This window comes from Psychrobacter okhotskensis (assembly GCF_965638355.1).
GTDB lineage: Bacteria > Pseudomonadota > Gammaproteobacteria > Pseudomonadales > Moraxellaceae > Psychrobacter > Psychrobacter okhotskensis.
Window position 1 is genome coordinate 3,179,628 of sequence record NZ_OZ281822.1, and the last position, 17,897, is coordinate 3,197,524.

At 44.4% G+C, this 17,897-nt stretch carries 14 protein-coding genes and 2 tRNA genes; 7 read left to right on the forward strand and 9 right to left on the reverse strand.

Translation table 11 applies throughout. The annotated features are described in order from the left end of the window. Positions 1–24: 24 nt before the first annotated feature. From ACSUPM_RS13240 to rsmH, 7 genes are all read right to left on the reverse strand, one after another. Positions 25–1,011 carry a putative RNA methyltransferase gene (locus tag ACSUPM_RS13240; RefSeq protein WP_436880015.1) on the reverse strand — a complete coding sequence of 329 codons (987 nt, stop codon included), beginning with the start codon at positions 1,009–1,011 and terminating at the stop codon, positions 25–27. Positions 1,012–1,185: 174 nt separating this feature from the next. Then, positions 1,186–2,304: a phospho-N-acetylmuramoyl-pentapeptide-transferase gene (gene mraY / locus ACSUPM_RS13245; RefSeq protein WP_025653232.1), complete on the reverse strand. Its 1,119-nt coding sequence runs from the start codon at positions 2,302–2,304 to the stop codon at positions 1,186–1,188. A 3-nt stretch (positions 2,305–2,307) separates the two neighbouring features. Continuing rightward, entirely contained in the window at positions 2,308–3,759 is a 1,452-nt protein-coding gene (locus ACSUPM_RS13250) for a UDP-N-acetylmuramoyl-tripeptide--D-alanyl-D-alanine ligase (protein ID WP_201575347.1), read from the reverse strand. A gap of 106 nt (positions 3,760–3,865) precedes the next feature. After that, complete coding sequence (locus ACSUPM_RS13255; RefSeq protein ID WP_436880017.1) at positions 3,866–5,575, reverse strand: UDP-N-acetylmuramoyl-L-alanyl-D-glutamate--2,6-diaminopimelate ligase; 1,710 nt, start codon at positions 5,573–5,575, stop codon at positions 3,866–3,868. A 70-nt stretch (positions 5,576–5,645) separates the two neighbouring features. After that, positions 5,646–7,736 (reverse strand): peptidoglycan D,D-transpeptidase FtsI family protein, encoded by a 2,091-nt coding sequence (locus ACSUPM_RS13260; protein WP_101211360.1) that lies wholly within the window; start codon positions 7,734–7,736, stop codon positions 5,646–5,648. Continuing rightward, positions 7,733–8,215, reverse strand: a complete 483-nt coding sequence (ftsL, locus tag ACSUPM_RS13265) for a cell division protein FtsL (RefSeq protein WP_101211361.1) — start codon at positions 8,213–8,215, stop codon at positions 7,733–7,735. The genes ACSUPM_RS13260 and ftsL overlap by 4 nt, the downstream gene beginning before the upstream one ends. Before the next feature lie 526 nt (positions 8,216–8,741). Continuing rightward, positions 8,742–9,785, reverse strand: a complete 1,044-nt coding sequence (gene rsmH, locus ACSUPM_RS13270) for a 16S rRNA (cytosine(1402)-N(4))-methyltransferase RsmH (protein WP_407074196.1) — start codon at positions 9,783–9,785, stop codon at positions 8,742–8,744. 383 nt (positions 9,786–10,168) lie between these two features. Between rsmH and gltX the strand changes: the two genes are divergently transcribed. From gltX to ACSUPM_RS13295, 5 genes are all read left to right on the forward strand, one after another. Then, positions 10,169–11,698, forward strand: coding sequence for a glutamate--tRNA ligase (gene gltX / locus ACSUPM_RS13275; RefSeq protein ID WP_025653223.1), 1,530 nt, complete (start codon positions 10,169–10,171; stop codon positions 11,696–11,698). Between the two features lie 261 nt (positions 11,699–11,959). Beyond that, on the forward strand, positions 11,960–13,501 hold the full coding sequence (locus tag ACSUPM_RS13280) for a hypothetical protein (RefSeq protein ID WP_025653222.1): 1,542 nt from the start codon (positions 11,960–11,962) through the stop codon (positions 13,499–13,501). 84 nt (positions 13,502–13,585) lie between these two features. After that, positions 13,586–13,945: a hypothetical protein gene (locus ACSUPM_RS13285; protein ID WP_201567447.1), complete on the forward strand. Its 360-nt coding sequence runs from the start codon at positions 13,586–13,588 to the stop codon at positions 13,943–13,945. A gap of 122 nt (positions 13,946–14,067) precedes the next feature. Then, positions 14,068–14,143: transfer RNA gene (locus ACSUPM_RS13290), tRNA-Ala, on the forward strand. 155 nt (positions 14,144–14,298) lie between these two features. Next, positions 14,299–14,374 (forward strand) — tRNA-Glu (locus ACSUPM_RS13295). Positions 14,375–14,691: 317 nt separating this feature from the next. Here ACSUPM_RS13295 and ACSUPM_RS13300 read toward each other — a convergent pair. Both ACSUPM_RS13300 and ACSUPM_RS13305 read right to left on the reverse strand, forming a co-directional pair. After that, positions 14,692–15,600 (reverse strand): DMT family transporter, encoded by a 909-nt coding sequence (locus ACSUPM_RS13300; protein WP_201575358.1) that lies wholly within the window; start codon positions 15,598–15,600, stop codon positions 14,692–14,694. Between the two features lie 459 nt (positions 15,601–16,059). Next, positions 16,060–16,359, reverse strand: a complete 300-nt coding sequence (locus ACSUPM_RS13305; protein WP_101210707.1) for a peptide-binding protein — start codon at positions 16,357–16,359, stop codon at positions 16,060–16,062. A gap of 285 nt (positions 16,360–16,644) precedes the next feature. Here ACSUPM_RS13305 and ACSUPM_RS13310 point away from each other — a divergent pair, with 285 nt between their 5' ends. Both ACSUPM_RS13310 and ACSUPM_RS13315 read left to right on the forward strand, forming a co-directional pair. Next, positions 16,645–17,298 (forward strand): LysE family translocator, encoded by a 654-nt coding sequence (locus ACSUPM_RS13310; protein WP_201575360.1) that lies wholly within the window; start codon positions 16,645–16,647, stop codon positions 17,296–17,298. A 32-nt stretch (positions 17,299–17,330) separates the two neighbouring features. Further along, a complete protein-coding gene (locus tag ACSUPM_RS13315) occupies positions 17,331–17,789 on the forward strand; it encodes a hypothetical protein (RefSeq protein WP_201575362.1) in 459 nt (152 codons plus the stop codon). The last annotated feature ends 108 nt before the right edge of the window (positions 17,790–17,897 follow it).

The window sequence follows — 17,897 nt, forward strand, 5'->3', positions numbered from 1 at the left end:
GCGTGTCCTCATTATTTATCAGCGCTATTTATCAGCGCTTTTTTGCAAAACATAGACCACAAATTTTGCTTCGGTACTAAATGCTTGCTGTTCAACCGCTGCCAGTAACGCTTGTCTTTTTTCGCTACGGGCACGGTAGGCATAAGGGGTCATGGTCAGCAAATCGGCTAAGTCAGACGCTGATAATGTCATCTCGGTACTGACGCGATGCGTCTCTATTAGCGTAAAGTATGGTGCTAGCTCATGCAAAAACTTATCAGAATCATGCTCGCGCACGCTATCAAATAGTGCATCGCGCATCGTTGCTAAATGTCCGACATCGGGCTTGGCAATGATTAGAAACCCCTTATCAGCCAATACCTTGGCAAAAGCCTCAGGCAAAATAGGACTAAAAATACTGCTGATACCCGTGACACTATGAGCACGAAGTGGTAGATGCGCCGCACTAGTGACTAACGGGTAAATCACCGTCGTCTTTTCCGCTTCGTCTTTATGTTGTTGATACCACAGCTGACTGGCTGCTTTGCTCACTTTAGCCAATTCAACCAACGCGGGCTTGCTGATATCAGCCGCTATCAAAGTAGTGATACTATCTGAGCCCATCTGCGCCATCGCCTGCGTGTAATAGCCTTCCCCGCAGCCGATATCCAACCAGTTGACAGGGTTTTTATCGTGAGCGTTTGCTGATGAAGTGATTGATGCAGTAATTGGCTCAGAGATGACCTCGTTTTGCGCTAATAATTGTTCCATTTGCTGACAGATCACTGTCTGTAGCGGCTCATAATGTCCAGCTGCTAAAAACCGCTTGCGCGCTTCAATAGATTGCTGGCTATCCCCAGGCGCTTTGGATTTTTTTTGTTGCACAGGCAGTAGATTGACATACCCTTGACGCGCCACATCAAACGGATGGGTGGTTTGCTTAGGGTTTAAACTACCATCACAGCGCCACGTATCGGCGGCAGGCTGCAGAGGTGACTGACAAAGGGGACAAATAAATAAGGACACAAGCATCTCAAGATCATCGCAATATGGTTGCCATTTTAACAAAAATTGCGTGGGTTAATGGATAAAAGAAGCAGTTAAAAAAAGGTCTAAGAAAAACAAAAAGCCACCTCAGTGATTGCTGAGATGGCTTTTTTAATCACATAAATACTTATTTACTACAGCACCTAGGTTAATACTATTTTAGCGCAGCTTCAATGTCATCAAACCAAGTATGACCAATAAAATGGCGATAATCCAAAATCTAGCGACCACTTGTGTTTCTTTCCAGCCAATTTCTTCAAAATGATGATGCAATGGCGCCATCCGAAAGACACGTTTTTTGCGCAGTTTATAGGAGCCAACTTGCAGCATAACCGATAGTGCCTCGGCGACAAATAGACCACCCATAATGGCAAAAGCAATCTCTTGGCGGGTCATGACGGCAATCGTACCGAGCATCGCACCGAGGGCAAGTGCACCCACATCCCCCATAAAGACTTGCGCGGGATGCGCATTAAACCATAAGAAGCCAAGACCAGCACCAATCATCGAACCACAGACAATAATCACTTCAGAGTTATAGGCAATATAAGGGACATGCAAATAATCGGCAAAGCGTACGTCACCCGAGACATAAGCCATCGCGCCTAAACCAGCTGCAACTAATACAACGGGCAAAATCGCCAAACCATCTAAGCCATCGGTCAAGTTGACAGCATTGGAAGCGCCATTAATCACAAAATAGGTAAAGATAATAAAGCCAATACCAAAAGGTACGGCTGAAAACGGAATCATCCAATCCTTAAAAATGGGTATTAATAAATCCTGCATCTCGCGGGTGGTGGCGATGTCCGGTTGCAAGGTGGCGATATAATATAAAGACACACCGACGAACAATGCTCCCATCGACAACCAAAAGTATTTTTTGCGAGCAATCAAACCTTTGGGGTTTTTATATTTGATTTTGAGCCAATCATCAGCCCAGCCAACCGCGCCAAAGATAATCATCACGATCAGCAAAATCCACACATAAGGATTGTTAAGGCGTGCCCACAGTAAGGTCGATACCCCGATGGCGCTCAAAATCAATACCCCGCCCATGGTCGGTGTACCAGTCTTTGCCAAATGCGACTGCGGACCATCATTACGAATGGCCTGACCATACTTTAGTGCCCGTAGACGTCTGATGACCGGTCCGCCTAAAAACATACTAAATGCCAGTGCTGTGACGACCGCAAGTAACGCTCGTAGCGTCAACGAAGAAACCGCAGAAAACGGTGTATAATACTGGCCAAGCCAGCCAAACAACCAAACTAACACCGCCTACTCCTCTACTAGCGCATGAATAAGTGTTTCCATTTGCATGGAACGAGAGCCTTTGAACAACACCGTACAAGGCTCAGCCTGTTGCGCTTGCAAGTAAGACTGTAAATACTGCAGCAGACTCTCTTTATTAGCGAATGCATGAGCACTAATCTCAGAAATCTCTTGCGCCCCAGCCACAGTATAAGGCGCGTACTCACCAACACATAGCAGCACATTGATGCCTGTGGTTGCGATAGTACGACCCAAGCTTTGATGCTCGCTCACCGCCGCCTCACCCAATTCAGCAATATCTCCTAGCACCATCACCTGCGTACCAGTTTGCGCCGCCAATACCTTAGCAGCTGCGCGCACTGAATGTGGATTGGCATTATAAGTATCATCAATCAGGCGATGCATACCGAGCAGCTGACTGTTCAAGCGGCCTTTAGCGGGACGCGCATTCTCAAGTCCGATTACAATGTCATCGACGTCGATATTCAAGGCATGAGCACAAGCCGCCGCCGCCAAAGCATTATTGACGTTATGCTCCCCTGCTAGTGGCAAGCTAATATCATGGACTTGGTTGCCAATGTGTAGCTTAAACTCACTGCGCTCAGGCTCGACATCTAAGTGACTGGCGCTGACATCGGTATTACCAAAGCCAATGACATGTGAGGTATGCTTTTCAGCAATACGGCGTAATTGATTGGTAAAGTCATCTTTATCTGGAACGATCGCAAATTGTGCATCATTCAAGGTATGATAAATCTCTGCCTTGGTCTGGCAAATCCCTTCGCGGCTACCAAACTCACCCAGATGCGCCGTGCCGATGTTCAGAATACAAGCCACATCCGGACGGACAATCTCAGTGGTATAGGCAATCTCACCAATATGATTGGCGCCCAACTCTAAGATGGCATAGCGATGGTGATCGGATAATTCGAGCAGCATCATCGGTACACCCAAGTCATTATTGAGATTGCCACGAGTGATGAGCGTCGGTGCTAATCTGCCGAAGATGCTACCCAGCATCTCTTTACAGGTGGTCTTACCACTAGAGCCAGTAATAGCAATGACGGTTAAATTTTGATGCTGTTGACGACGATACGCAGCCAATTGCCCTAGCGCTAAACGGGTATCGCTCACGACTAGCTGCGGGATATTGGTAGAGATTGGCCGTGAGACGATAGCAGCAACCGCACCTTGTTTCATAGCAGTAGCGATATAATCGTGACCGTCAAAATTGTCACCCGTTAAGGCCAAAAAGATATCACCGGATTTTATCGTGCGGGTATCAGTGGCAATGCGCGTGCTCGTAACATCATTGCTCGATCCTGCTTGTTCTTCACTTAGCTGTCCTGCATCTAGCTGCCAGTGACTATCAAGCGCCGCTGTTGCTGTAAGCAGATTACCTGCCTGCCAGACATACAGCCCTTGCGACTGTATGGTGTTATCGTTGTCGGCTGTCATAGTAGTGATTACCTTATATGATGATTACTTATTTTTTATAACTGCATGTTAAAACTTATAAATATTATTAAAAATTAGTGTTGCTAAACACTCAGACAGCACTTTTTTATACGCGGCCAGCATGCTCTAGGGCGTTTTGTAAAATAATACTGTCGTCAAAATCATAACGGACATTATTGATTTCTTGATAAGTCTCATGACCCTTGCCAGCGATGACCACAATATCATCGGTAGCCGCTTGATTGACGGCATATTCAATCGCTTTTTGCCGTGCTGGTTCGATATGGGTACGCTGATATTGCTCCGCACTCATACCTGCTTGCATATCTTGCAAAATCGCCTGTGGATCTTCAGTGCGAGGATTGTCTGCCGTTAGAATCACTTGATCCGCGCCTGCCAGCCCCGCTTGCGCCATCAATGGGCGCTTGCCAGCATCACGGTCGCCACCGCAGCCAAATACCGCCCATAATTGACCCTTACAATGGGTTTTAAGACTGGCTAATACCTGACTTAAGGCGTCGGGCGTATGCGCATAATCAACGATAAAACAACCATCATTAGATGGCACACGTTGCATACGACCTACGGCACCTTGTAGCTGTGGCACGACTGGCGCAATACGCTCCAAACTAATCTCTAAAGCTACGGCAGCTGCCATAGCCGCAAGCAAATTCGCCACGTTAAAACGTCCAAGTAATGGACTGACGATATCTAAATTATTAACGTTACCATCGCCAAAATCTGTACGAAGGCTAATCTCAACACCTTGTAAGCTGGGCTTGATTTTAGCAGCGACAAAGGTAGCCGTTTTTGTAGCATCCAAACTATAGGTCCAAACCGTCAATTCACTAGCATGGGCGGTATCCAGCATAATCTGCGCATGCTCATCGTCGATGTTGACAATGGCGTGAGTCAAATCTGGGAAGTGTGCTTTATCAAACAGTTTGGCTTTGGCTGCCGCGTACTCTGCCATATCGGCATGATAGTCTAAGTGGTCACGGCTAAGATTGGTATAAATTGCCACCGACACCGGCATGCCTTGCAAACGCTGCTGATCCAAACCATGTGAGCTGGCCTCTAACGCCAGTAGCTGTGCCCCTTCGCGACCCACTTGATATAGAAATTGCTGAACCGCTAAGGCATCGCCCGTGGTATGACTGGCTTGTACCAAAGTGCCAAGCCTACCATTACCTGCCGTACCCATGACGGCGCTGCTCATGCCAGTCAGCTGGGTTAATTGCGCCACCAGTTGACTGATGGTGGTTTTGCCATTGGTGCCCGTCACCGCCACCACTGCTGGTAATGTTACGGGCTGCTGATGCTGCAAACGCGCTTGAATTAAGTCACCCAAAAAGTCACGGATGTTGGGCGCGTATACGACGGGGCAAGGCAAGGAATCTAATTGCTGCTGCGCCGTAGCTTGAGCATTATCAATCAATTCAATATTAGCATGTGGCGGCACATTAGCCGTGGCAAGCAAGGCGATAGGATCGATTTCTGATAGGATAAAAGCCGCATTTTTAGCGGCTTGATAAAGGTAATCACGGCTTTTTTGGCAGTTTGGTGTATGGCTCTTTAGTAGTACAAACACGTCATTTGACGCTACCTGACGGCTGTCTAAACGAAACTGCTGAAACGGTAAATTGACAAGCGTAAGTCGTTGATTGGAGGCTGATTGGTTCGTTAATGTTTTATCTGCTGCTATTCTCATTGCTGATAATGCCTGCGCTAGATGATGACTATTACAATTGCTAGCATTTATAAGCTGTTGCAGGGTAACAGTGGCACTGGTCAGCGATGAGTTGAGCATGGTCATGAGCAAATCCTAATCGGTTAAAACAAATCAAATCATTAATAGCTGAATACGTAAATATCCATATCTATGCCTACTGGGCTTCAGTTTTTAAGGGTTTATCTAATGGCACATTATAGAGACGTAGCGCTTCTTTCATGACGTTATGGAATACGGGCGCCGCTGTCAGACCGGCATAATGCAGCCCTCGAGGGTCTTCTACTAAGATAACACCGACCAGTCTTGGGTTTGATGCTGGTGCCATGCCCGCAAAGACGTTGCGATACTGATCGGTATAATAACCACCTTTTGGGTTGATACGACGCGACGTCCCTGTTTTACCCGCCACTCGATAGCCATCAATCGCCGCTGCTTTGGCGGTACCACCCTCTTCGGTGACGCTCTCTAACATCTGGACAATAGACATGGCTTGTTCGTGCGCCATGATGCGTTTGCTTGGTTGTACTTTGTCGCTCTTAACCAAGGTTAGAGGATGCATGACTCCGCCTGCCGCTAATGCCGAATAAGCCTGCGCCACCTGCGCTACAGTCGCCTCCATACCATAACCATAACTGATCGTTGCACGACGTGAGGTCTCTTTTTCTTCCGGTGTAACCACAAGCCCACTGCCTTCCGCTGGGAACTGTAGCGGTGTCTTTGCACCGAAGCCAAATTGCTTTTGCATGTTGGTAATGGCATCAGCGGGCAAAGATAAGGCTATCTTGGTCGAGGCCACGTTACTTGATTTTTGTAAGAGTGTGGCAAGATTGATGGTGCCCAAATTGTTATGATCACGAATGGTATAGCCACGCACACGAATTGAACCCGGATTGGTATCAATTAAAGTAGTCGGTGTGTATTTGCCCGAATTGAGAGCCGCAGCCACGGTAAATGGCTTCATGACTGAACCCGGCTCAAATACATCGAGGAGCGCACGGTTACGCTGGTTTTCACCAGTCATCTCATTCAGGTTATTGGAGTTAAATGATGGCCATGTCGATAGTGCCAACACTTCGCCAGTTTGTACATCGACGACCATACCAGTTGACCAGCGCGCTTTTTGCACACGTCCTACTTTCTCTAGTTCTTTATAGAGCAGATACTGTAGACGCGAATCAATGGTCAACGCCACATCTTTGCCAGGTATTTCTGGCTCAATCTGTTTAATCTCTTTTAGGCTGTTTTGTTTGGCGTCTTTGAGTACCAGTACTTTACCATCATCACCCGCCAGCTCTTTTTCGAATTGACGCTCTATGCCTGCCCGTCCTTCGTAACCACCTTCAGGATCGTTGGCATTTTGCCCCATAAAACCCAACAGCTGCGAGTTTGGTTGTGGCTGCGGATAATAACGCTGAAAGAAGTTTTTCTCATACACGCCCGGGAAGTCAAGCGAGCTAACACTTTCGGCTATTTCAGGCGTGACTTTGTTGAGTAGTGGCAAATAATGCGAGCCTGCGCCCGATGGCAGGGCGGCTTTTACCGCTTCTTCATCAGTCACATCAATACTGTCATCGACAGCAGTGACTTTCTTTAGCTCACTGACCGGAATGTTGGCGGCCGCTGCCAGCCGAGTCAGATCCATATTATCCAGACGTTTTTGCATACGCGCTTGTAACTGTGGACTATTCGGATTGGTAATTTTGATACGTTTAAGCTCATAGTATTCGCGCGAATAATCATGCGGACTAAAGGAGACAGTCGCAAGCGGCGCACTAACAGCTAAGGGTAAATTATTGCGATCGGTAATCATACCGCGATAGGACTTTTGCGTCCGTACGCTGGTGATAAGCTCGTCACCTTTATCTTGATAAAACTGTGCGTTAGCCACTTGAATATAGTAGGCACGCCCTATCAGTAGCGCCAACACCACAAGCGCCACGCCCCAAACGGTACGGAATCGGTTTTTGTCATACTCAAAGCCGCCACGAGAGGAGGCACCAGTGGCCTTATTAAATACAATTTTTTTACGGTTTTTGACACTGGTATACGCGCCTTGATCTTCATTCTTTTTGAGGCGACCAAAGAGCTTGGCTTTGCGATTGTCTGAAGATTTGCTGTCAGTTTGCCCAGATTTAGCAGCACTGGCTCGGCGTAATGGTTTGGTTACTTTGCCACTGGCGGGTTTTTTGCTGGGGTTTTTTGCTGATGTTTTACCACCATTGGCGTTTGGCTTTTTATCACTCATTGTCCTGCCTCCGCAAGATTGGCGTCGCTCACGGGAGCATCGGTTTCGACAACGTCTGAATCATTGGCTCTAATCAGCTCTGCGCTAGTTGGCTGGGCTGGTGCCAATGCGACGGCCGCACCCGGCTGAATGATCAGCTTATCCTTGAGAGTGGGTGAAAACATACCAAGCTCGGCAACGGCGCGACTGGCAATTTGCGGTGTGGCACTAAAGGTTTGCTGTTCAATTAATAGGCGCTGGTGCTCAATTTGCAGTTTGCGTTCTTGTTTTTTCATGTCTTGCAAGGTTCTATAATCCTGATGATATTGCTGCACTTCCTCAGCCGTTTTGATACCGCTCCAGACGATGGCTGCTGCCAATAGCAACAACACCGCCACATAAATGCTGACCACATTAAAGCGGCGCACGAATAGCTCGCCAACATCAGTGGTATTGGCCATTGCGGCGCGACGGTTTGCAGGTTTGTCAGATATTGCCATGACGATCTCAAAAAAGTAAACTTCAAATATAAAAGAGCGGCGACTGTATAAGGGTTATAAAAATCTCATCCCTGATCAGTACCCTCAATAAAAATAAAACCAAACGCGCTGTGCAATGATAGCCATAAAAACCCGCTATGATTGACATTTACTCTACAAGCTATAATCAAAATATCCTAAAAACGCGATGCTATTGCTGATATCAATTTTTTGTCGCCTCTGTCTGCGCAGGCACAGCAAGCCAGAAAAATAGATATCAGCAGTGCGTGATGGTTCGATATTACTTTTTACTGACTATAACTGTCTTCTACTCTAAGCTGACAAAGAAAATAATAGCTAATGATCATCGCTAAATTAGCGCAGACATAAACAAAAAACTAGCTGCTGAGCCTAGCAGATAATATTTACAGCTTTTTAACAGTTGCGTAAACATTAAGACATTTAGTCACATCCACTAAACAGCACACTAGGGTGTGTCCTGAATTCAACTGATAGCGATCTAAATGGGCTAAAAACGCTTTTACTGCTATAGCGTCTGTTGATACTCAGTATCGGTACGAGTCGCCATGCGTAACCATGCGCTACGTGAGCGTGGATTTTGACTCACCTCATCTTTGCTAGGGCCCACGCGTTTTGGCTTGCTAAAATAACGCGGACGCTTAGGCGGCATCGGCAAATTCTCGTCTTCTGGATACTGCCCTTTACTATGACGCTGCAAAAATTGCTTAATGCGGCGATCCTCTAATGAATGAAAACTAATGACTGCCAGCTGCCCGCCTGACTTTAGAATCGGGATGCTTTGTGCTAAAAAATCATCGACATCGCCAAGCTCATTGTTAATGAAGATACGCATCGCCTGAAAGCTCTGCGTCGCTGGATGCTTACCACGCTGCCAGTTTGGATGCGCCACTTTTATCACTTCTGCCAGCTCAAGTGTGGACTCAAAACTGTCCATCTGCTTAATTGCACGTGCAATACGACGGCTGTGACGCTCTTCGCCAAACTCATAAAGCACATTGGCTAAGGTTTCATCATCGACTTTGGCAAGCCATTCAGCGACGGATTGACCACGACTGGTATCCATGCGCATATCGACCGCACCATCGCGCATAAAGCTAAAACCGCGACTACCATCATCAATTTGCGGTGAAGAAATGCCCAAATCTGCCATCAGACCATCGACCTCAGTGATACCCATAGCGGCTAAGCTGTCCGTCAAGGTCGCAAAGCTGTCATGCACCACTTTTACGCGACTATCGGTATTTGCTAGTTCGCGCGCCACACTAATGGCTGTTGGGTCTTTATCAAACACAATCAAGGTGGCATCGTCAGCCAGCTGGCTTAATAGCAAGCGGCTATGGCCACCACGGCCAAAGGTTGCATCGACGTAGATGCCGCTCATTCGTAAGCTGCTTTGGTTGTCACTGTTTTGTCCTGCGTCGCCGGTTTGCTTGGGCAGTGATTTGACACCCAACACCGCCGCGACCGCTTCTTGTAGCAGCACAGCATCGTGGACAAAACTTAATTCATCCGACACTTTATGGCCTTGACTAGAATCTTGCGCAGAAATGTCTTCCACAGAAGATCGGCTAACCACTGACTCAGCGCTATCGGTAGCAGCAGGACTGGCGTTAACATTTGGCTTTGGCTTAGATTTTGATAATGACACAAACAACTCAGTAGATGACGACCATCGTGGCCAGTAATAGTAAAAAATCGGATGAAAATAAACAAGTTATGACTTACCTAGCATTATTATCGCAAGGATACACTGGTAGTCAAGCGCTAGAAGGGCTTTTCATTAAAAATATCCCATCTCTCTGTTATACTAGCGCTATATTTTACGCTATTTTTCTACCTTGACGGCTATTGTTTCATCCGTATTTTTTGTTCAAAGCTTTGATTAGCATTTTTCACTGCCCTATTCATTAACTACCCTATTCTGAGATTTTTATGATGCAACCATCGACTTCTACTAGCGGCACACGCCCTGTTCGTACCCGCATTGCACCCTCACCGACTGGCTTTCCTCATGTCGGCACTGCTTATATCGCCCTATTTAATTTAGCCTTTGCTAAAGCCCATGGCGGCGAATTTATTTTACGTATCGAAGACACCGACCAAACACGCTCAACGGAGCAATCTGAAAAAATGATTTTGGATGCGCTGCGTTGGGTCGGCCTTGACTGGGCGGAAGGTCCAGACATCGGCGGTCCGCACGCGCCTTATCGTCAGAGCGAGCGTAGCGATATTTACAAAAAACACGCTGAGCAGCTGATAGAAAACGATCATGCGTTCCGCTGCTTTTGTACCAGCGAAGAGCTAGATACCATGCGCGCTGAGCAAATGGCCAATGGCGAGACGCCACGCTATGACGGTCGCTGCGCACATTTAAGCTCTGAAAAGGCTCTTGGACTTGTTGCAGCAGGCATGCCTCACGTGATTCGTATGCGCGTGCCAAGCGAAGGCGTCTGTCAGGTACAAGACATGCTACGCGGCACCGTTGAGATTCCTTGGACGCAGGTCGATATGCAAGTGCTGCTAAAAACCGACGGTATGCCGACTTATCATTTAGCCAACGTTGTCGATGACCACTTGATGGATATCAGCCATGTACTACGTGGTGAGGAATGGCTGAACTCTGCACCGAAGCATCAGCTACTTTATGAGTATTTTGGTTGGGAGATGCCGGTGCTTTGCCATATGCCACTGCTGCGTAACCCAGATAAATCAAAATTGTCTAAGCGTAAAAACCCAACCTCTATCACCTATTATCGTGATGCTGGCGTACTACCTGAAGCTTTGCTGAATTACCTTGGACGTATGGGCTACTCCATGCCTGACGAAGCAGAAAAATTCACCTTGGACGAGATGATTGCCAGCTTTGATATTCAGCGTGTATCGCTTGGTGGCCCTATTTTCGACATTGAGAAACTTAATTGGGTCAATAGCGAATGGCTACGTGCACTTACTCCTGAAGAGCTAAAAAATAAAATACTCGACTGGGCAAGTAATAGCGATAAATTAACGGCTATCGCAGCAGCCATTCAGCCACGTATCGAACTACTGTCTGATGCAGTCAATTGGGGCGGCTTTTATTTCCAAAATCTCCCAGATATTAATGCCGAAAGCTTCACCCATAAGTCATTGACACCTGAGCAAATTATCGAGATGCTTCAGCTGTCATTATGGCAGCTAGAAGTCTTGCCAACGTGGTCAGAAGAAAATATCTACGCCACTTTAAAAGGGCTTGCGGCTCATCTCGATATTAAGATGCGTGACTTTATGGCACCGTTCTTTATCGCTATCGCTGGTAGCACCTCATCGACACCCGTCATGAACTCTATGGCGATTATCGGTGCTGATATGACGTTGACGCGCTTGCGTCATGCGGTTGATGTACTAGGCGGCTTGGGTAAAAAGAAGCTTAAAAAACTAGAGAAACAAGCGGCTGAGTTGCCAGACTTTTTGGCGGCTGAATAGTTTAGTTAGAACGTTCACTCTTGAAAAGCTACTTCAAATTTAGGCCCATAAGGGAAATCCTTTAAAAAGAATTTTCAATACTTCATTTAGATAGGACGCGAGTTTTGCAATAGCAAGGCTCGCGTTTCTATTTTGAGACTTGAATAAAGTTTATATTTAGAACAATATAAAGTTTTTTACATAATCTTTCGGTAGTAAGCGGTATTGAGTTACTCTCAAGCGAGCGTGACATCCCAGATGTCGATAATAATAAGCTAATTCATGAGCCTATCAAATAAATTCTCAGTATCAAGTTTTCTCATCATTGTGGTGTTATGCCTTCTGCAAGCTGGTTGTCTGCGCAAAGAAAGAGTAGACCCATGGAGCGAAGGTGAGCTGGTTACTTGGATGTTCAACGAGAATTTTATTGTCAAACTTGAACTAGGGCAAAGACGAGAGCACGTACCTCCTACTAAACTTTCCTATAATCCAGAAAATGAAATGTATCTTGGACAATTCCCTCTTGATTATCAGCCAAAAAAGTATGCGCTTTTAACTGAGTCAGAAGCAAAGCAAATACCCATTAAACGAAGAAGCTCGTTTGATGGCTTAGAGTTTAGTCTCATGCTAAATGGGTCAACTATCCAACCAACTGATAGAAGCGGTATGATAACGGGTAGCTTAGATCATCTTGATCAGGTAAAAGTCAACATAAAGGAAACTGATCGTGACTCCTCCTATCTGACCACCGAGCAAAACTATTTAAAATATTCACCGCTCGAAAATAGAAAGTATGACCCGACAATGTCGGATAAATACGGCATGCAATGTCATAAACTGGAATATCGCTATCAATGTTTCGGAGAATCTAATAACCCTAAAATATCTGGATTAGTGGTTGATATTTGGGATTCTGAACCTAAAGTGAGCGTCAGCTACTCTGAGCTTATTTATGGAGGAATTGAGTTATCATGGTATGTGCATAAGGATAATCTGCACCAGTGGAAGGAAATAGACGCTAATATATGGCGACTATTAGAGGCTTGGAATGTCTCACCTGTTATTAAAATCCAGCATCTTATAGATAATCCAAGAGAAGATTTGTCAAAGACTGATACACCAAAAGCCAAAACTGGTGAAATTTTTACGCTTGAAGTCACACCAAAACTGATTGTTAGTGTTAAAAAGGATGAAACCAACCCTTACAATCGAAAGTCGTCGGGGAATTTTTTGGGTCAATTTCCAATCGAATTCATACCTTCTAAGCCAGCTAAGAGCGACATTAAAGAGGTTAGAACTCCGACCTTGAATGACTCGCTTAAGTTTGTCCTCTTTCGTAATGGTCTCAAAGACCACTATATACGGTCAGGACCTTCACCCAATCGTGTAATGGTTAATGTAACAGACAGTGCAGGCATAACTAACCCTGTTTTTTTGTCAGCAAGAGCAAAAATCAATCATTTATTGAAACACGCTATTATCATAACAGACACGAAATTCGTTAAAAATAATTTGGAATGCTATCCGAAGGAACATGGGGATTTATCTTGTATTGGTCAGCCAAAAGACCCAATTTTATCTGAAGTATATTTGACTGCTGACCCTATTCATGATGGTGAATTATTTATTATACGCAGTCGTTCAAGTTCTAATAGATATAGCGGTATCATTGTAGAATGGTCTACTGTAACTGACTCTTATGAGGACTGGGAAGAGATAGAAGAAGCTATTTGGCATTTGCTTGATGAGATCAATGTAGCGCCTTTAGATAAGATTGAAGACAGTAGTAATCAAAACCCCACTATATTATTGGATAACAAGTAAACTGATTCAAAAATAACTAAAACCCACTGAAGACTGCCTCCTCTTTACGTTAGTATCAGCATTTAAAATTTAACTGGAATAAACATGGCCGCCAAAACCGTCACGATAGAAAGTAAAGATTATGTCTTCAACACCCTAAAAGAAGCGCAGAAATACTATGATACCATCGTAAAAGAGCTTTATGATGCCAAACTCACCCTGACAAAGGGTCAAGATTTTGAAGATCTAAAGTGGATATATACGACTTACTCTGATTATAATAAATCAGCGCGATTAAATGAGTCTGAGATTATAGGCTTTAAAGGTATCAGCACAGTACAACAAAAAGGCGGGCAATATATCCCCACAGAATGTGCTGCTATTGTTTTTTTAGATGGCACCGAAGAAGAATTCTTTACCGATAAAGCCATTAAAGAGATTGCTAGTCAGCAAAATCCACGCTAATTTAGGCTTATTAAGTAGCTAAATCCGCTTTAAACGCTTTTTTTCGCATATTTATCGATTATTTTGAAAATAGCGGTTGACAAGACTGCTGCTGTTACCTAAAATACGCACACTCTTAGCGAGGGGCTATAGCTCAGTTGGTAGAGCACTTGCATGGCATGCAAGGGGTCAACGGTTCGACTCCGTTTAGCTCCACCATACTATTTACGACAAAGCTCAGTTTACTGAAACTTTAGAATAAATACTCGCTAGTAGGACGATATCAGCACCTAGGCAAGGCTTGCTCTATTAATAGATAAGCTCTCTGATATTGTGAAGTACCGTTGTAGCCATTTGGTTATGACACTCTATGCGTCCCCATCGTCTAGAGGCCTAGGACACCGCCCTTTCACGGCGGTAACGGGGGTTCGAATCCCCCTGGGGACGCCACTATACGGCGTCACTTATTAGCACTTTTGCTTAGTACCTTTAAGCATCAGGTAAGACTAATAAGCGAACAATATAAAAGCCCAGTCATCATACGGCGACTGGGCTTTTTTACGTCTGTCGTTTTTATAATGGCTTGTTGCAACTTACTTCAAATATAGTCAATCCTATATAACTCAGATACGGTGTCAGTCTCGCTTAGCCTACTATTTGCAGTACTTTCACTCGTCTTCCTTGTATCCAAATTATATTGAACCGACTATACCATTCATCGCTTGAGCGTTTATCGGACAAACCGTTAGCCTGTCCGATAAAGCAGTTTACGACTTGACCAAGCCTTTTAATGACAAGTTTAATGATAAATAAGTGCCAAACAAGATCACGACTGAGCCAATGATCGCGCCGATATCCAGTGCTTCGCCAAGCAAGATATAACCAAAAAATATCGCAAAAATAGGGATAACCAGCGTAATACTGGTCGCGCGCATCGGGCCGATATTTTTGATCAACTGGTTCATAAAGATGAGGGCAATGGCGGTCGAAAATACCCCGATACAGATCACCGATACCCAAGCTTGCAGGCTGATACTTGTGCCATAAGGGAATTTGTAGACGGCAATCGGCGTCATCACCACACTAGCGATAATGAGGGAGCCTGCCGTAATCGCAATCGGGGAGATATCCTGTAAATAATTTCTGGTGATATTTGCCCCTATCGCATAACCAACACTGGCAAATAGCGCATAACCCATCGGTAGCAACGCTGAGCCTAAATCCGTCCCCAAGCCCTGCCCCTCCTCACCAAATAAGTTCCCACTCATGAGGATAATCACCCCAACCAGACCAATGACCAATCCTAGCGTTTGCCGCTTGGTCAGTCTTTCTTTAAAGAACATACTGGCGATAAAGCCGCTCATCATTGGTACAGAGGCATTAAGCACTGCCAATACCCCAGCGTTCACCGTCTGCGCTGAAAAGGAAAATAACACGAATGGAATGGCAGCCGAGAACAGCCCAACGATGGTTAGCACTTTGTAGCTTTCTTTAATACCTTTGCGGTTTTTCGCACTCATTAATATAAAAATAAGCATGGTCAGTCCAGCAAATACCACGCGCAGGCTGGCAAATGCCAACGAGCCAAACTCAGGGACACCCACCCGATAAAATATAAATGAGAGCGACCACATAAAGGAAAGCGCAAAGAAGGTAATAAGGTCGCGTCTGGTCATGGTTCACTCAATTTGGCAGGCTATTTATCCAGCAGTGTTGGCTGGTTTGGTTAAGTCATAAAATATCGTGATGATACCGTTTTAATGGCTTTAGAGATGCTGTTTTTATGTATTTTTGCGGGATTTATACAAACGGATAGGTACGATTTATGGCGTTTTAGTGAGCGCATAGGATGAATGTCGTCTGGATGAGCATTGCTCGATCTCATTGGGCTTGAGCGAGGGTGATTTTGCGGATATCGTGTATGATTAAAGCGTGATGAGCGAGCGGTGTTTTTGCTCATTAAACTTACGAAAGCTGAAAAAAGCCAGCCTAAAAAATATCTCGTATTTTTTAGGCTGGTTTCTTATAGATCAACACTGTACCAAAATTCTAATAGCCACTAATTTATTGCCTAAGACATTTAGGCTTAGCAAATTTAGCTATCTATTCTCATCCAAAACTGACAAATCACCCTACTAACGATCGTAGCAAGAAACGAATTCTCTAATCGCCCAGCCCCAGTGTCTGTATTCTCCCTTATAATATCCTTCCAAATATACCCACGGACGGCTTCTATTATCGTAAGTCGTTTCGGTGATATAAACTTCGCGCTCATTACGTAGTTTATTAATGACCTTACCATTAGGTTGGTCGCGAATATTTAACGGAGTACCAGTCGGGTCCGTTACTTTACAGACTCTCTCGGCGTGCGCCGCATTCATTCCAATAATCACCGCAAAAATAGATAAAGCAAGAGTACCAGTTAGTCGGGTCATTTCAAATTCCTATAGCAAACAAATGTCTTATTTAGTTTAGACATATTATCAGAATTTATATTACTGTATGGGCGATTTACATAAGAAATTTATGTTTTATCAATTTTTATGAAGGCTGAGAGCACAACCTACCTTATGATTTTTAATATGGGTACTCATTGGGTGATTTACTCTATTGCCAACTCTTACAATGCTCACTACTATCTACCCTATAAAAAACTTATAAAATATATAAACACTCTATAACATAGGGATTTCTAGGGCTATCACAGGAAATATTTGGCTATGTTTGGTATTGAAAATTATCTAGGATTTATCGCTGCTGCCATTTTATTAAACCTAACACCCGGCACCGATAGCATGTACATCATTACTCGTAGTGTCTCACAAGGGCAAAAAGCTGGGTTTTATTCAGTACTAGGCGTGACTTCCGGTGCGTTGATTCATACGTTATTGGCGTCGCTCGGGTTATCAGTATTGCTTGCCAACTCTCCTACGGCATTTATGCTCGTCAAATATATTGGTGCCAGTTACTTGTGTTATTTAGGCTTTAAGATGCTAACGAGCAAAAGCTCAAACTCAATAGCAAACAGTTTGTCCAAAGATCAGCACGTTACTAGTCAAAAGGATGTCGACGGCTGGAAAATCTATAAGCAAGGTGTGTTGACCAATGTGTTTAATCCAAAAGTGGCTTTGTTCTTCTTAGCGTTCTTTCCTCAGTTTATCGATGCTAGTTATGCTTATGGCATGCTGTCATTTTTGATGTTGGGACTGACTTTTGCTACCACTGGCTTTATATGGTGCTTGAGTTTGGCGCTATTGGCTGCGCGGTTTAGTACACGTCTGCGGGAAAACCCCTCTATTGAAACGATGTTAAATAGAATCAGTGGTGTGGTATTTATCGGGCTGGGAATTAGGCTGTTGACTGAGAAAGGTTGAAACAGTGGGAATAAATGATGAGGGAAATAATAATGAACGATGACACTAAGCAGAAAATCACTTTATTACTTGAAGAGTTACTTAACACCACATGCTCAGAAGCAAGGCAAATAGAAATAAATCTTGAAGTAAATAAATTATCACCCGATCCATTTTGGAGTGATTATATATTCTGGAGTGAGGAGTATGTAAACGAAGATTTAAGTATAAATTACGAGGGATTTTTGGATAAAATTTCTGAGTATCCAAATTCTCATGAGTATAGAACAAAGAGTCGCATTTTAGAATTAGCTCAAAAGCTTATTATTAAAGATTTTTCTGACATTAGCGAAGTTGACATAGTAAATGAAATCAATGAACTGTCTCCTGATATTAACTGGACGAATTATCTTTTCGTCGATAAGACTTGCTTGAACAATGACGGTAGCCTCGATAAAGAAACGTTCTTAAATAAAGTATTTAAAGAGAGCTGGAATGAGAACTTCAGATGATTCAATGAAATAGTTTCCAGATACGATAGTGAAAAGTAATATCGATACATCACGCACTGCTGATATCAATTTTTCTTGCTTGCTGTGCCTTTACAGACAGAGGCTACA

Excerpts from the sequence above, each read along its gene's own strand:
- ACSUPM_RS13240 (WP_436880015.1), bottom strand. The coding sequence starts at position 1,011 with ATGCTTGTGTCCTTATTTATTTGTCCCCTTTGTCAGTCACCTCTGCAG.
- ACSUPM_RS13250 (WP_201575347.1), bottom strand. The coding sequence starts at position 3,759 with ATGACAGCCGACAACGATAACACCATACAGTCGCAAGGGCTGTATGTC.
- ACSUPM_RS13310 (WP_201575360.1), top strand. The coding sequence starts at position 16,645 with ATGTTTGGTATTGAAAATTATCTAGGATTTATCGCTGCTGCCATTTTA.
- ACSUPM_RS13305 (WP_101210707.1), bottom strand. The coding sequence starts at position 16,359 with ATGACCCGACTAACTGGTACTCTTGCTTTATCTATTTTTGCGGTGATT.
- ACSUPM_RS13260 (WP_101211360.1), bottom strand. The coding sequence starts at position 7,736 with ATGAGTGATAAAAAGCCAAACGCCAATGGTGGTAAAACATCAGCAAAA.
- ACSUPM_RS13280 (WP_025653222.1), top strand. The coding sequence starts at position 11,960 with ATGAGCCTATCAAATAAATTCTCAGTATCAAGTTTTCTCATCATTGTG.
- ACSUPM_RS13300 (WP_201575358.1), bottom strand. The coding sequence starts at position 15,600 with ATGACCAGACGCGACCTTATTACCTTCTTTGCGCTTTCCTTTATGTGG.
- ftsL (WP_101211361.1), bottom strand. The coding sequence starts at position 8,215 with ATGGCAATATCTGACAAACCTGCAAACCGTCGCGCCGCAATGGCCAAT.
- ACSUPM_RS13315 (WP_201575362.1), top strand. The coding sequence starts at position 17,331 with ATGAACGATGACACTAAGCAGAAAATCACTTTATTACTTGAAGAGTTA.
- ACSUPM_RS13285 (WP_201567447.1), top strand. The coding sequence starts at position 13,586 with ATGGCCGCCAAAACCGTCACGATAGAAAGTAAAGATTATGTCTTCAAC.
- ACSUPM_RS13255 (WP_436880017.1), bottom strand. The coding sequence starts at position 5,575 with ATGACCATGCTCAACTCATCGCTGACCAGTGCCACTGTTACCCTGCAA.
- gltX (WP_025653223.1), top strand. The coding sequence starts at position 10,169 with ATGATGCAACCATCGACTTCTACTAGCGGCACACGCCCTGTTCGTACC.